Source organism: Blastococcus sp. SYSU D00922 (genome assembly GCF_054050495.1).
This window is the reverse complement of record NZ_JBJGZL010000001.1, coordinates 439,618-453,067: the sequence shown is the minus strand read 5'-3', so window position 1 is coordinate 453,067 and position 13,450 is coordinate 439,618. Positions and strand designations below refer to the sequence as shown.

Annotated in this window: 17 protein-coding genes; 11 read left to right on the top strand and 6 right to left on the bottom strand. The window is 74.9% G+C overall.

What is annotated here, in order from left to right; all coding sequences use genetic code 11:
* Positions 1–157 precede the first annotated feature (157 nt).
* Positions 158–1,339, top strand: a complete 1,182-nt coding sequence (locus ACI78T_RS02435) for an acyltransferase family protein (protein WP_456556477.1) — start codon at positions 158–160, stop codon at positions 1,337–1,339.
* 206 nt (positions 1,340–1,545) lie between these two features.
* Positions 1,546–1,833 carry a chorismate mutase gene (locus tag ACI78T_RS02430; protein ID WP_456556476.1) on the top strand — a complete coding sequence of 96 codons (288 nt, stop codon included), beginning with the start codon at positions 1,546–1,548 and terminating at the stop codon, positions 1,831–1,833.
* A gap of 16 nt (positions 1,834–1,849) precedes the next feature.
* Here the strand turns inward: ACI78T_RS02430 and ACI78T_RS02425 are convergent, their stop codons facing one another.
* Complete coding sequence (locus ACI78T_RS02425; RefSeq protein ID WP_456556475.1) at positions 1,850–2,143, bottom strand: hypothetical protein; 294 nt, start codon at positions 2,141–2,143, stop codon at positions 1,850–1,852.
* 74 nt (positions 2,144–2,217) lie between these two features.
* On the opposite strand from ACI78T_RS02425, the gene ACI78T_RS02420 reads away from it, so the two are divergent.
* The 5 genes from ACI78T_RS02420 to ACI78T_RS02400 all read left to right on the top strand — a co-directional run bounded on the left by ACI78T_RS02420 (position 2,218) and on the right by ACI78T_RS02400 (position 5,309).
* Complete coding sequence (locus ACI78T_RS02420; protein WP_456556474.1) at positions 2,218–2,475, top strand: hypothetical protein; 258 nt, start codon at positions 2,218–2,220, stop codon at positions 2,473–2,475.
* 190 nt (positions 2,476–2,665) lie between these two features.
* Entirely contained in the window at positions 2,666–3,217 is a 552-nt protein-coding gene (locus tag ACI78T_RS02415; RefSeq protein ID WP_456556473.1) for a carboxymuconolactone decarboxylase family protein, read from the top strand.
* Positions 3,214–4,116: an RNA polymerase sigma-70 factor gene (locus tag ACI78T_RS02410; protein WP_456556472.1), complete on the top strand. Its 903-nt coding sequence runs from the start codon at positions 3,214–3,216 to the stop codon at positions 4,114–4,116. Before ACI78T_RS02415 ends, ACI78T_RS02410 begins: the two co-directional genes overlap by 4 nt.
* 21 nt (positions 4,117–4,137) lie before the next feature.
* Complete coding sequence (locus ACI78T_RS02405; protein ID WP_456556471.1) at positions 4,138–4,869, top strand: PIG-L deacetylase family protein; 732 nt, start codon at positions 4,138–4,140, stop codon at positions 4,867–4,869.
* Positions 4,870–5,006: 137 nt separating this feature from the next.
* A complete protein-coding gene (locus ACI78T_RS02400; protein ID WP_456556470.1) occupies positions 5,007–5,309 on the top strand; it encodes a TfoX/Sxy family protein in 303 nt (100 codons plus the stop codon).
* On the opposite strand, the gene ACI78T_RS02395 is transcribed toward ACI78T_RS02400, so the two are convergent.
* Together ACI78T_RS02395 and ACI78T_RS02390 are read right to left on the bottom strand one after the other, a co-directional pair.
* Positions 5,306–5,968, bottom strand: a complete 663-nt coding sequence (locus tag ACI78T_RS02395; protein ID WP_456556469.1) for a response regulator — start codon at positions 5,966–5,968, stop codon at positions 5,306–5,308. The genes ACI78T_RS02400 and ACI78T_RS02395 overlap by 4 nt on opposite strands.
* Positions 5,965–7,170, bottom strand: a complete 1,206-nt coding sequence (locus tag ACI78T_RS02390) for an ATP-binding protein (RefSeq protein ID WP_456556468.1) — start codon at positions 7,168–7,170, stop codon at positions 5,965–5,967. Before ACI78T_RS02390 ends, ACI78T_RS02395 begins: the two co-directional genes overlap by 4 nt.
* 135 nt (positions 7,171–7,305) lie before the next feature.
* Between ACI78T_RS02390 and ACI78T_RS02385 the strand changes: the two genes are divergently transcribed.
* From ACI78T_RS02385 to ACI78T_RS02375, 3 genes are all read left to right on the top strand, one after another.
* A complete protein-coding gene (locus ACI78T_RS02385) occupies positions 7,306–8,250 on the top strand; it encodes a PspC domain-containing protein (RefSeq protein WP_456556467.1) in 945 nt (314 codons plus the stop codon).
* Entirely contained in the window at positions 8,243–8,545 is a 303-nt protein-coding gene (locus ACI78T_RS02380) for a hypothetical protein (RefSeq protein ID WP_456556466.1), read from the top strand. Before ACI78T_RS02385 ends, ACI78T_RS02380 begins: the two co-directional genes overlap by 8 nt.
* A gap of 96 nt (positions 8,546–8,641) precedes the next feature.
* Entirely contained in the window at positions 8,642–9,397 is a 756-nt protein-coding gene (locus ACI78T_RS02375; protein WP_456556465.1) for an META domain-containing protein, read from the top strand.
* Here the strand turns inward: ACI78T_RS02375 and ACI78T_RS02370 are convergent.
* Positions 9,382–9,978 (bottom strand): dienelactone hydrolase family protein, encoded by a 597-nt coding sequence (locus tag ACI78T_RS02370; protein WP_456556464.1) that lies wholly within the window; start codon positions 9,976–9,978, stop codon positions 9,382–9,384. The two genes, ACI78T_RS02375 and ACI78T_RS02370, sit on opposite strands and share 16 nt — an antisense overlap.
* Positions 9,979–10,040: 62 nt before the next feature.
* Between ACI78T_RS02370 and ACI78T_RS02365 the strand changes: the two genes are divergently transcribed.
* Positions 10,041–10,742 (top strand): helix-turn-helix transcriptional regulator, encoded by a 702-nt coding sequence (locus tag ACI78T_RS02365; protein WP_456556463.1) that lies wholly within the window; start codon positions 10,041–10,043, stop codon positions 10,740–10,742.
* 4 nt (positions 10,743–10,746) lie between these two features.
* Here the strand turns inward: ACI78T_RS02365 and guaA are convergent, their stop codons facing one another.
* Positions 10,747–12,309, bottom strand: coding sequence for a glutamine-hydrolyzing GMP synthase (gene guaA, locus ACI78T_RS02360; RefSeq protein ID WP_456556462.1), 1,563 nt, complete (start codon positions 12,307–12,309; stop codon positions 10,747–10,749).
* Positions 12,309–13,445, bottom strand: coding sequence for a GuaB3 family IMP dehydrogenase-related protein (locus ACI78T_RS02355; protein ID WP_456556461.1), 1,137 nt, complete (start codon positions 13,443–13,445; stop codon positions 12,309–12,311). The genes guaA and ACI78T_RS02355 overlap by 1 nt, the downstream gene beginning before the upstream one ends.
* Positions 13,446–13,450: the final 5 nt, after the last annotated feature.

The window sequence follows — 13,450 nt, the reverse complement described above, 5'->3', positions numbered from 1 at the left end:
GACGTCGGCCGGCTCGGCCGCAGGACACGCACGAGCCAGGTGTGACGGACGGGTTCCGCATCGCGCGACACCGCCCCGACGGAGCCCGGCCGGACGCCGTCCGCTGGCTAGCGTGACGAGAACACCACGCAGGGTGATCGGACGACGGGAGCGGTGGATGGCCGGGCCGCAACGGCCGCCGGACGGCGAGATCCGCGCCCTCACCGGTCTGCGGGCGGTCGCCGCGCTGTGGGTGGTGGCGCACCACTTCTGGCTGTTCTCCCCCGACACGCCCTGGCAGCGACCGCTGCGGCCGCTGGCTCCCCTGCTCGAGGCCGGCTGGCTCGGCGTGGACCTCTTCTTCGTGCTGAGCGGCTTCGTCCTCGCGCACAACTACGTCGCGGTCCTGGGGCGCCGCCCGCGCCTGCGCGCGAGCCTCGACTTCTACCGCGCCCGGCTCAGCCGCATCTGGCCGACGTGGATGGTCGTCCTCACCGCGACGACCGCGGGGCTGGTCGTCAAGCAGCTGGCGGTCGGGGCGGGGTCCACCGAGACGCGGCTCGACGCCGTCACGCTGCTGCGCCAGGTCCTCCTGGTCCAGGTGTGGGACCGGCCCGACTACTCGGCCACCGGCCCGGTCGGGCCGGGGTGGTCGCTGAGCGCGGAGTGGCTGGCCTACCTGGTCTTCCCCGTGGCGGCGCTGGCCCTGTTCCGGCTGCGCCTCGCCTCCGCCGGCGTCCTCGGTGGGCTCGCGCTCGTGGCGGTGACCCCGTTCGCGTCCGCCTGCCTGTGGCTCGGCGCGCACGACTGGGGCTGGAGCTGGCTGCTGCGGCTGACCGGCAGCTTCCTCGCGGGCGCGCTCGTCGCCCTGGGCGTGGCCCGCGTCCCGCGGGGCGTCGTGGGTCCCCGGGCGGCCGCCCGCCTCACGGTGGGATCGGCACTGCTGGTCCTGGCCGTCGTCTGGGCGGCCGACGCCACCGGCCGCGACGTCGCGGGCGCCGCCGTCCTGGTCCTCCCCGTGCTGGTCGGCGCGCTCGCCCTGACCGACGGTGGTCTGGCCCGGCCGCTGGCCACGCCGCTGGTGGTCCTGGGCGGGCGCATCTCCTTCGCGCTGTACCTGGTCCACATGGGCGTCTTCGAGGTGGTCTGGACGCTCGAGGACCTCGACCCGTCGCTGCGGGGCGGGTCCGTGCCCGCCGCGCTCCTGCAGCTGGCGCTCCCGCTGCTGCCGCTCCCGGTCGCCTGGGGCCTCTGGCGCTTCGTGGAGGAGCCCGCCCGCCTGCGGCTGCCGCCGACCCGCCGCGCGCCCCTGGTCCTGCCGGCGCCCGCCGGGCGTCAGCCGGTCGGCGTCGGGGGCTGATCCCCGCCCGTCGTGGCCTTCCCTCCGCCGCGTGTGGCAGACTCGCGCCCGTGCTCGCCACGGTCAGCTTTTACTACGGCCACCGGGATCCGGTGTCCGTCACCGCTGGCTGAGCAACCGCCGCAACAGACGCCCCGGGCCCGAAGAGCCCCGGGGCGTTTCTCGTCTCCGGGGACCTGACGGCCACCAGCCCCGGAGGACACCCCATGAGCACCCCCACCACCCCCGCACCCGTCGCGGTCACCGGCGCGGACGTCGACCGCATCGGTGAGCTGCGGACGGAGATCGACGCCTGCGACGCCGAGATCATCGAGCTGGTCCGCCGACGGCTGGCCGTCTCGCAGCAGATCGGCGCGCTGCGGTCGGCCAGCGGCGGCACCCGGCTCAACCTCTCGCGGGAGAAGCAGGTCCTCGACAGGTTCCGCGCCGCCCTCGGCCCGGACGGCGCCGCGCTCGGCATGCTGCTGCTGCGCCAGGGCCGGGGCCGGCTGTAGGGCCGGCTCCGACCGGTCAGGGCACCGCCCGCCAGACGAGCGAGTCCTCGTCGCCCATGGCCGAGACCTCCAGGAGCGTCCCCGGGCACCGCGCCAGGAGCTCCGCACCCAGGTCCTGGGCCAGCCCCAGGGCCGCCTCCAGGCTCTCGGCCGGCTCCTCCGTCGCCACCCGGAGGAGCCCCCGCCCCTCCTCGCGCCACACCCGCAGCGCGTCGTCCCCCGGGCGCAGTCCGGCCGTCAGGACGTCGACGGCGGAGTCGTCCGGGGACTCGTCGGGGCGCAGTGCGAGGAAGAGCGTGAAGGTGTCCACCGCCGCAGTCTGCCCGCCGTGTATCCGGCCGTCCCGCCACCTCCCTCCTCCGGTCACAGGCCCACCGAGAGGACGTGACGACGATGCCCGAGTCGATCCCCGTTCCGCCGTTCCGCCACCGCCTGCCCGCCGACGTGGCCGCCCGCATCCAGGCCACCGCACCCCGGCGCCCGATGGCCGCGATCGTGCTGGTCGCGGGCGTCCTCGCGGCCGCCTTCACCGTCGCCGTCCCGGCGGGTGAGGCCCAGGCCATGCGGAACCAGACGTGCGGCCCCGTCGTCGTCGTCGACGCCTTCGGCCACGAGCACACGGTCGAGAACACCAGCTGCTGATCCCCGATCGTCCGGCCCGGCCGGCCCCGCCCTGACCTCGCGGGGCTGCGCCGGGCCGGAGGCCGGACGTGCCGTCCGGTCGCCGGCGCCGGTCGGGTCGGAAGGGGGAGGACCCGGCCGGTGCCGGCCCTGTCACGTCCGGGACCGCTGCGTCGTCTCCATGCCACACAGGCACGGAGAGGACGACGACATGGCACGCATCCCGCTCGACCCGCCCCGCACCCGGCTCTACCGGCTCGCCGCCTGGTACGCCCGCCGCACCTACGGCGCGGTGCTCGACCCGCTGGCGGCGATGGGGCACAACCCGCGGGTCCTGCTCACCGACGCGCGGTTCGAGACCTCCCTGGCGCGGTGGAACCGGCTGGACCCGACGCTGAAGGCGCTGGCCGTCATGGCGGCGGCCGTCGAGATCGGCTGCTCCTGGTGCGTCGACTTCGGCTACTGGATCAGCACCCAGGACGGCGTGGACCCCGTGAAGCTGCGCGCCGTCCCCCGGTGGCGCGACAGCGACGTCTTCACCGACCTCGAGCGGCAGGTCATCGCCTACGCCGAGGCGGCCACCGCGACGCCGCCCGCGGTGACCGACGAGATGGTCGAGGGGTTGCGGGAGCGGCTGGACGACGCCGAGCTGGTCGAGCTGACCATGATGATCGCCGTGGAGAACGTGCGGTCGCGGTTCAACAGCGCTCTCGGGCTGACCAGCCAGGGGTTCCGCGACCGCTGCGAGGTGCCGGCCTCGTGACCGCCGCCCTCGCCCCGTTCGACCGGCACCGGCGGCTGCTGTTCACGGTGGCCTACCAGATGCTGGGCAGCGTCGCCGACGCCGAGGACGTCGTCCAGGACGCCTGGCTGCGCTGGTCGGCGGCGCCGCGGGACGACGTCGCCGACGCCCGGGCCTACCTCGTGCAGATCACGACCCGGCTGGCGCTGGACCGCCTGGGGTCGGCGCGGGCGCGGCGGGAGACCTACGTCGGCCCGTGGCTGCCCGAGCCCCTGCTCACCGGTCCGGGGCTGGGCGGCGCGCCGCCGGCACCGGGCCCGGACGAGGCGGCGGAGCTGGGCGAGCAGGTGTCGCTGGCGCTGCTCGTCGTGCTGGAGACGCTCTCCCCCGCCGAGCGGGCGGTCTTCGTCCTCCGCGAGGTGTTCGGGATGCCGGTCGCGGAGGTCGCCACCGCCCTCGGCCGCAGCGAGGCGGCGGTCCGCCAGACGGCGCACCGGGCGCGCGAGCACGTGGAGGCGCGCCGTCCCCGGTTCGACACCGACCGCCGCGCGCAGCGGGAGGCGACCGAGCGGTTCCTCGAGGCGGCTGCCGGCGGGGACCTGGAGCAGCTGCTGGCCGTGCTCGCGCCGGACGTCGTCCTGGTCAGCGACGGCGGCGGCAAGGCGAAGGCCGCGCTGCGGCCCATCGAGGGCGCCGACAAGGTGGCCCGGTTCGTCGCCGGCGTCTCGGCCCAGGGCATGTCCATGCCCGACCTGCGGGTGGAGGTCGCGGACGTGAACGGCGCCCCGGCGATCGTGGCGTGGCAGGGCGGCGAGCCGTTCCTGTCCATGTCGATGGTGCTGGCCGAGGACGGCCGGATCGGCCAGGTGCTGCTGGTGCGCAACCCCGACAAGCTGCGGGGCGTCGCGCTCGGCCGGTAGCGCCCTGCTTAGGCTCGCGCGGTGACCCAGCCACCGCGCGAGCCCGCAGCCTCCGTCGAGCGAGTCCTGTGCGTGCTCGCCCACCCCGACGACGTCGACTTCGGGAGCGCGGGCACCGTCGCGACGTGGACGGCGGCCGGCACGGAGGTCGTCTACTGCATCGTCACCGACGGCGACGCCGGCGGCTTCGACGAGACGCCGCGGGACCAGATGGGCCCGCTGCGCCAGGAGGAGCAGCGGGCCGCCGCGGCCGCCGTCGGCGTCACCGACGTCCGCTTCCTCGGCTACCCCGACGGGCGGCTGGAGCTGACCCTCGACCTGCGCCGCGACATCAGCCGGGTCATCCGCCAGGTGCGCCCGCAGCGGGTGCTGACGACGTCGCCGGAGCGCTTCTGGGACCGGATCGGTGCCAGCCACCCCGACCACATGACCGTGGGCGAGTCGACGCTGCGCGCCGTCTACCCCGACGCCCGCAACCCGTTCGCCTTCCCCGAGCTGCTCGCCGACGAGGGGCTCGAGGCCTGGACCGTCTCCGAGGTGTGGCTGGGCGCCAGCCCGCAGGCCGACCACGCCGTCGACGTCACCGACGTGCTCGACCGCAAACTGGCGGCGCTGCACTGCCACGTCACGCAGGTGAGCCACAACCCGGACATCGACTCGTTCGTCACCGGCTGGATGCGGCAGACGGCGCAGCGGTTCGGCCTGCCCGAGGGCCGGCTCGCCGAGGCCTTCCACGTCGTCCACACGGTGTGATCTGTCGTCCTCCGGACGACACCGCGGCCAATGGCCGTCCCCTCCCGACGTCGAGCCGTTGCGTCGTGCGTGAGCGGACCCCTCCCGGGGTCCACTCGGGCCGACCACACCGCCGGTTCTGCTGGCATCCTCCCCTCATGCCGGACGACTCCTGGGAGCACCTGGTCGAGCGGACCCGGGGCGGGGACGTCACCCCGGGGAAGATGTTCGGGTCGGCGGGGCTGCGGACCGGGAAGAAGTTCTTCGCGATCTGGTGGCACGAGCAGCTCGTGGTGAAGCTGCCGACCGACCGGTTCCGGGAACTGGCCCAGGCCGGTCAGGCCGAGCAGTTCGAGCCGATGGAGGGCCGGCCGATGAACGGCTGGGCGCTGCTGCACGAGGGCGTCGAGTGGGACCCGGTGGTCGCCGAGGCCCGCGCCTGGGTGGAGTCGCAGCGCTAGAGCAGCCGGTTGGTCGCCGCCCAGCGGGTGAGCTCGTTGCGGTTGGACAGCTGGAGCTTGCGCAGCACGTTCGAGGCGTGCGACTCCACCGTCTTCACCGAGATGAACAGCCGCGAGCCGATCTCGCGGTAGGTGTAGCCGCGGGCCAGCAGCTGCATCACCTCGCGCTCGCGGGCGCTGAGCAGGTCCAGGCCCGGGTCGGTCGTCTCCTCCTCCGGCTCCGCCGCGGCGACCGGCCCGCCGGCCGCGAACGCGTCCAGCACGAAGCCCGCCAGCCGTGGGCTGAAGACGACGTCGCCGTCGGCCACCCGCCGGACGGCGTCGAGCAGGTCCGGCCCCGAGATCGTCTTGGTGACGTACCCGCGGGCGCCGGCCCGGATGACCGCGATGACGTCCTCCGCGGCGTCGGACACCGAGAGGGCCAGCCACTTCACGTCGGGCAGCTCGGCGCGCAGCGTCTCGAGCACCGCGCGGCCCCCACCGCCGGGCATGTGCACGTCGAGCAGGACGACGTCCGGCTTCGTCGCGCGGATGCCCTCCACGGCCGAGGCGACGTCGGCGCCCTCGCCGACGAACTCGACGTCGCCGCCGAGCTCGGCGCGCACCCCGGCGCGGACCATCGCGTGGTCGTCGACCACGAAGACACGGGGGGCGGTCATGCGGCTGCTCCTCTCGGGAGCACCAGCTCCACCTCTGTCCCCTCACCGGGCGCCGACCGGACGACGGCCGTGCCGCCGAGCCGCGTCAGCCGGCCGCTGACCGAGTCCCGCAGCCCGCGCCGGTCGTCGGACACCTCCGCCGGATCGAACCCCTTGCCGCGGTCGCGGACGTAGACCGACACCCGCTCGGGCGTCACCTCCGTGTAGAGGTCGGCCGCCGTGGCGCCCGAGTGCTTCGCCGCGTTGACCAGCGCCTCGCGGGTGGCCGCACCCAGCCCGGCCAGCGCCTCGTCCACCGGGGCGTCGCCGACGACGACCGGGTCGACCAGCAGGGCGTGGTCGGCCTCCACCTCGGCGACCATCGCGGCCACCAGCCCGGCCCACGTGCCGCCCTCGCGCACGACCTTGGGGTCGTACAGCCAGGCGCGCAGCTCCCGCTCCTGGCCGCGGGCCAGCCGGCTCACCGCCTGCGGGTCCTCCGCGTGCCGCTGGATGAGGGCCAGGGTCTGCAGCACCGAGTCGTGCAGGTGCGCGGCGACGGCGGCCCGCTCCTCCGAGCGCACCCGCGCGGTGCGCTCCTCGGCGCGCGACGCCAGCAGCCGCCGCCAGATCGGCGCCGTCGCCAGCACCAGGCCGGTGAGGATGACGAGGGTCGCGGCGAAGCCGTTGCGGGCGTTGGCCAGCTGGCCGGTCGTCGCCAGCAGCAGGATGAGTCCCCCGGCCGCCAGTGCCGCGCCCCCGGCGAGGGCCCAGCGGACGCCGGGGAGGTTGAGCGTCCGGTCGGTGTCGAGCTGGCGCCAGATGACCGCCATGCCGACGGCGACGACCAGCAGCGGCACGACCAGGTCGCCGTTGCTCAGCCGCGCCACCTGGCCGAGCACGGTCACGGCGGCGATCCCCAGCAGGACGAGGGTGACCACCTGGCGCTTGCCGGTCGGGCGCTGCAGCCGGATCGCGGCCGGCGTCGGGTCCTCACCCGGCGCGGCCACGGGCATGGTCAGCCAGAGCAGGCCGTACATGACGATGCCGATGCCGAAGCTGGCGAGGACGACGAACGCCACGCGCACCACCAGCGGGTCCTGCCTGAGGTGGGACGCCGTGCCGGCGGCGACGCCGGCCAGCAGCCGTCCCGACCGCGGGCGCACCAGCGGCGGCCGGTCGGCCGTCGTCGCGGGGGGCGCCCCGGTCGCAGTGGTGGTCACGTACTCGATCGTCGCACCGCGGACCGCGCCTCCGACACGGGTGATCACCCTGGAAGAGCAGGCGCGGACGATCCAGGGTCGGATGGGGGCGTTCCCTGATGGATTCCGGGAGGTCCGGTGGGCAGGCTTCCGGTCATGACATCCGCTCCGCCCCCCGCCGCTCCGCCGCCCCTGCCCCCGGCGATGGAGCCCCCGTCCTGGCCGCCACCTCCTCCGGAGCCGCCGGCCGCCCGCCCCCAGCTGCGCCGCAGCCGCACCGACAAGATCCTCGGTGGCGTCAACGGCGGGCTGGCCGAGTACACCGGCATCGACGCCCTGCTCTGGCGCGTCGGGTTCGTCGCCCTGACCCTGGCCGCCGGCACCGGCGTCATCGTCTACCTGCTGCTGTGGGTGCTCATGCCCGCCGGCCCGCCTGGCGCCCCCGGCGCCGCGGTCGCCCCGGCGGCGCAGAAGCCGGCCCTGCCCCGGTCGCCGATCCCGCGCATCACCGTCGCCGCCCTGCTGATCGTCGCCGGGCTGATGGCGGCCGTCACGAACCTCAGCGACTGGGACATCGGCGCGCGCGGCGTCCTCGGCGGCCTGCTGGCCGTCGTCGGTCTCGGGCTGGTGGCCGCCGCCTTCAGCAACGGGCGCACCGCCCGCGGCGGCCTGATCGCCCTCGGCGTCGCCCTCTCGCTGGGCCTGGTCGTCGTCTCGTCGGTCGGCGACGGCATCGGCGACGGCGTGGGCGACCGGACCTACCGGCCGGCCACCGTCGCCGAGGTCCGCGACGTCTACCGCGGCGGCGTCGGCGACATGACCGTCGACCTGACCCGGCTGGACCAGGGCATCGACGGCAGGCAGTTGGAGATCCGGGTCGAGCACGGCGTCGGCGACGTCGACGTGGAGCTCCCCCGCTCCGCCGACGTCCAGCTGCGGGTGGACCACGGCCTGGGCGACGTGGAGGTGTTCGACCGCGGGTCGGACACCGAGGGCTTCTTCCCGGGCACCGGCAGCCGGTCGTGGACCGACGACGGCGAGGCCGAGTTCGTGATCACGATCAACTCCGGTGTCGGAGACGTGGAGGTGTCCCGTGGCTGACTACAGCGAGTTCCCGACGACGCCGACGGCGTGGCAGGAGCAGCAGCTGAAGGACTGGCAGACGGTGATGCCGCTGTCGACGGAGGACCCCGAGCCCCCGCGCAAGCGGCCGGTCGACCTGACCGCGCTCGTGCCGGGCGTGCTCTTCATCGTCCTGGCCGTCGTCGCGATGGCCGGCGTGGACCTGCCCTTCGGGTTCTGGGAGGACGGCGGGTTCGTCTGGATCCTGCTCGTCGGCGGGGGCGTCGCGCTCCTCGTCTCGGAGCTGAAGAAGGCGCGGCGCCGCAGGCGCTGAACCGGAGGGCGGACGTCGGGAGGGCCCGGGGAGCGATCGCTCCCCGGGCCCTCCGTCGTGCGGGAACCGGGATGCGCCGCTGGGCGTGGAGAGGGCGTGCACCGCGCACCGCTGCTGTTCGCCGCCGTGCTGGCGCTCGCCGCCTGCGGCGGGGGCACCGGCAGCGCGCCCGACCTCGCCGGCGAGTGGGAGTTCGCCGGAGGGACGGCCGACGGGGCGGCGCTCCCCCGGCCCGACGGCGCGACGGCGACCCTCGAGGTGGACGGCGACGAGCTGCGCGGCCTCGCCTTCTGCAACCACTGGTTCGCGTCCTACCGGCTCGACGGGTCGTCGTTCTCCGTGTCGGGGCTCGGGAGCACCCAGATGGGGTGCGAGCCCGAGGTGCTGGCGGCCGAGAGCGCGTTCCTCGCCGCTCTCGGCGCGGTGGACACGGCAGCGTCGGGCGACGACGGGCTGCTGCTCACCGGCGACGAGGTCGAGCTGCGCTTCACCCGGGCCGCGCCCGTTCCCGACAGCCCGCTCCAGGGCACCGACTGGGTCCTGGAGTCGGTCATCGACGGCCAGACGGCGAGCTCCACCGTCGGGGAACCGGCGGTGCTGCGGCTGGACGCCGACGGCACGGCCGAGGCCACCACGGGCTGCCGCACGATCACCGGCCGGTGGCTCCTGGAGAACGGCCTGCTGGTGATCGACGACCTGCTCGCCGACGGCACCGCCTGCCCGCCCGAGGCCACGCAGCAGGACGCCCTGGTCGCCGCCGTCCTGGAGAGCGGACCGACCACGGGCATCGAGGAGGACCGGCTCACCCTGACGACCGAGGACGGCCGCGGGCTCATCTACCGCGCGGGCTGAGCGCCGACCGCGTCGCAGAACGCCAGCGCCCGCCCCCACAGGAGCTCGGTCGCCGGACCGTCGTGCTCACCGGGGAGGCTGGGGTCGGTGAACAGGTGGCCGCTCACCGGGTAGTCGAACGCCTCGACCGGTGCCCCTGACGCCCGTGCGGCGGCCAGGAACTCCTCGTCCCACTCCGGGTGGCGCATCGGGTCGCCCTCCGCGGCGTGCAGCTGCACCCGGACGCCGGGCGGCCATGCATCGGCCCCGAGCATCGCCAGCGGCAGCGCGCCCGAGATCATCAGGACGCCGGCGCACCGCCCCTGGAGGGCCACGTGCTCGGCCATCCCGGCACCGTTGGAGAAGCCGGCGGCCACGAAACCGTCGGGGAGGTCGGCGACCCCCTCCAGGGCGGCACCCATGAGCGCCGGGAACCCGACGCGCTCCACGTGCGCACCGGCGGCCGCGTAGTCGTCGAAGACCAGCCCGTCGTACTGGTCGACCACGCGGACCTGGTGACCGGCCGCCCGGAGCCGGTCGGCCGCGTCGAGGACGCCGGGGCGGATGCCGAGGACGGAGTGGAAGAGAGCGATCGTCGTCATGGCAGGACCTTCCCGCGACCTCGGTGACACCGTCCTGTCACCGTTTCTGCCACGATCTCCGGGTGAACCGCACCGACCGGATGCACGCCGTCTCCGAGGAGCTGCGCCGGGCGGGCCGGCGCGGTCGGACGGCGCAGCGACTCGCCGACTGGCTGGAGGTCTCACCGCGGACGATCAAGCGGGACGTCGCCGCCCTGCAGCAGGCCGGCGTGCCGATCTGGGCGTCCGCGGGACCCGGTGGCGGGTATGTGCTCGACGCCGCCGCGACGCTCCCCCCGGTGAACCTCACCCCGGCCCAGGCCGTGGCGGTGGCCGTCGCCCTGGCCGGTGCCCCCGACGCCCCGTTCGCCGTGGACGGCCGGGCGGCGCTGGAGAAGGTGCTGGGCGTGATGGGCGCCGGCGCGCGGGGAGAAGTCGAGCGGCTCGGTGCCCGCGTGTGGGTGCGCGAGCCCGTGCACCGGCGGTCCACGGCGGCCGCCGTGATCGAGGAGGCGCTGCTGCGCCGCCGCGTCCTGGCCATCCGCTACCGCGACGGGGCCGGCGAGGTGACACGGCGCCGGGTGGAGCCGGTCTTCCTCGCCCGGCCCGGCGCCCACTGGCAACTGGCCGCCTGGTGCCGCGAGCGCCAGGGGCCGCGCTGGTTCCGGTGGGACCGGATCGAGGCCGCCGACCTCACGGCCGAGACCGCGCCGGACCACGATCCGGCCATCTTCGGCACACCACCGGACGACGCACGAGCGGTGCGCTCGCCCGCTGCGCCCTAGCGGCTCATTCCCACTCGATGGTGCCCGGTGGCTTGCTGGTCACGTCGAGCGTGACCCGGTTGACCTCCGGCACCTCGTTGGTGATCCGGGTGGAGATGCGGGCCAGCACGTCGTAGGGCAGCCGGGTCCAGTCGGCGGTCATGGCGTCCTCGCTCGACACCGGCCGGAGCACGATGGGGTGCCCGTAGGTGCGGCCGTCGCCCTGCACACCGACCGACCGGACGTCGGCCAGCAGCACGACCGGGCACTGCCAGATCTCGCGGTCCAGCTTCGCGGCGGTGAGCTCGGCGCGGACGATCGCGTCGGCCTTGCGCAGGATGTCCAGCCGCTCCTGGGTCACCTCGCCGACGATCCGGATGCCGAGGCCCGGGCCCGGGAAGGGCTGGCGCCAGACCATCGCCTCGGGCAGTCCCAGCTGGAGCCCGACCTCGCGCACCTCGTCCTTGAACAGCGTCCGCAGCGGCTCGACCAGCGTGAACTGCAGGTCCTCCGGCAGGCCGCCGACGTTGTGGTGGCTCTTGATGTTCGCCGTCCCGCTGCCGCCGCCCGACTCGACGACGTCGGGGTAGAGCGTGCCCTGGACGAGGAAGTCGACCTTCTCGCCGTGCTCCTTGGCGTCGCCGACGACGTCGAGCGCGGCCTGCTCGAAGACCCGGATGAACTCCCGGCCGATGATCTTGCGCTTCTCCTCGGGGTCGGAGACCCCGGCGAGCGCACCGAGGAACTGCTCGCGGGCGTCGACCACCCGCAGGTCCACACCGGTGACGGCGACGAAGTCGCGCTCGATCTGCTCGGTCTCGCCCTCGCGCATCAGCCCGTGGTCGACGTAGACGCAGGTGAGCCGGTCGCCGATCGCCCGCTGGACCAGGGCGGCGGCGACGGCCGAGTCGACCCCGCCGGACAGCGCGCAGAGCGCCCGGCCCTCGCCGACCTGCTCGCGGATCCGCTCGACCTGCTCCTCGACGACGTTGGCCATCGTCCAGGTCGGCTCGAGGCCGGCGATGTCGAAGAGGAAGTGCTCGAGCACCGTCTGGCCGTGCGCGGTGTGCCGCACCTCGGGGTGGAACTGCACCCCGGCGAGCTTGCGGTCGACGTCCTCGAACGCCGCCACGGGCGCACCGGTGGAGGTGGCGGTGACGGTGAACCCGGGGGGCGCCTGCGAGACGGCGTCCCCGTGGCTCATCCAGACGTTCTGCTCGACCGGGAGCTCGCCGAACAGCCGGCCCGCCGTCGTGACGGTCAGCGGCGTGCCGCCGTACTCGCGGTCGCCGGTGTGCGCGACGGAGCCGCCGAGGCTCTGCGCCATCGCCTGGAAGCCGTAGCAGATGCCGAAGGCCGGGACGCCCGCCTCGAACAGCGTCGGGTCGACCTGCGGGGCGCCGGGCGCGTAGACGCTCGACGGCCCGCCCGACAGCACGATGGCCGCGGGCTTGCGGGCGACGATCTCCTCGGCGGGCACCTCGGAGGAGACGATCTCCGAGTAGACCCCCGCCTCGCGGATCCGCCGGGCGATCAGCTGGGCGTACTGGGCGCCGAAGTCGACGACGAGGACGGTCGGGAAGTCCATCAGCTCGCGTGCCCACCGATCACCAGGTCCACCCGCTGGAACTCCTTGAGGTCCCGGTAGCCGGTCTTGGCCATCGTCCTGGCGAGCGCGCCGAACAGGTTGGTGCGGCCGTCCGAGGTCTCCGCCGGGCCGAGCAGCACCTGCTCGAGCGAGCCCACGGGCGCCACCGGCGCCGAGGTGCCGCCGCGCGGGAGTCGCGGGTGCGCGGCGACGGAGTCCCACCAGATGCCGCCGGCGGGCGCCTCGCGGGCGATCCGCAGCGACTCCCCCAGCTGGACGGCGTCCGCGCCGCAGGCCAGGGCGCGGGCGATGGCGCCGCTGGTCTCGATCCGGCCATTGGCGATGACGTGCACGTACCGGCCGCCGGTCTCGTCGAGGTAGTCCCGGCGGGCGGCCGCGGCGTCGGCGATGGCGCTGGCCAGGGGCACGCGGATGCCCATGACGGCGTCACCGGTGGAGAAGCTGTCGGCGCCCACACCGACGATGACGCCGGCAGCGCCGGTGCGCATCAGGTGCAGGGCGGTCGTGTAGTTCGCCGCCCCGCCCACGATCACCGGGACGTCGAGGTCGGCGATGAACTGCTTGAGGTTCAGGGCGTCGCCCTGCGTCGTCACGTGCTCGGCCGAGACGATCGTGCCCTGGATGACCAGCAGGTCGACCCCGGCCTTGAGCGCGGCAGGCGCCAGCTGCTCGGTGTGCTGCGGCGAGACGCGCACGGCCGTGGTCGCCCCGGCGTCGCGCATCTCGCGGATCCGCTCGCCGATGAGCTCGGGCTTCACCGGCTCGCAGTAGACGTCCTGGAGCAGCGCCACCGGCGGGGCCCCGGCGCCGGCGGCGTCCCGGAGCTTGCGGTAGACCGGCTCGGGGTCCTCGTACCGGGTCCACAGCCCCTCGGCGTTCAGGACGCCGAGGCCGCCGGCCTGGCCGACCGCGATCGCCGTCGCCGGGCTGACCACGGCGTCGGACGGGCTGGTGACCAGCGGGATGCCGAACCGGAAGGCGTCGATCTGCCAGGCGGTCGAGACGTCGTCCACGTCGCGGGTGCGGCGGGACGGGACGATCGAGACCTCGTCGAGGTCGTAGCCGCGGCGGGCGAAGCGGTTGAGCCCGATCTCGACGGTGTCGCGCGCGCTCATCAACG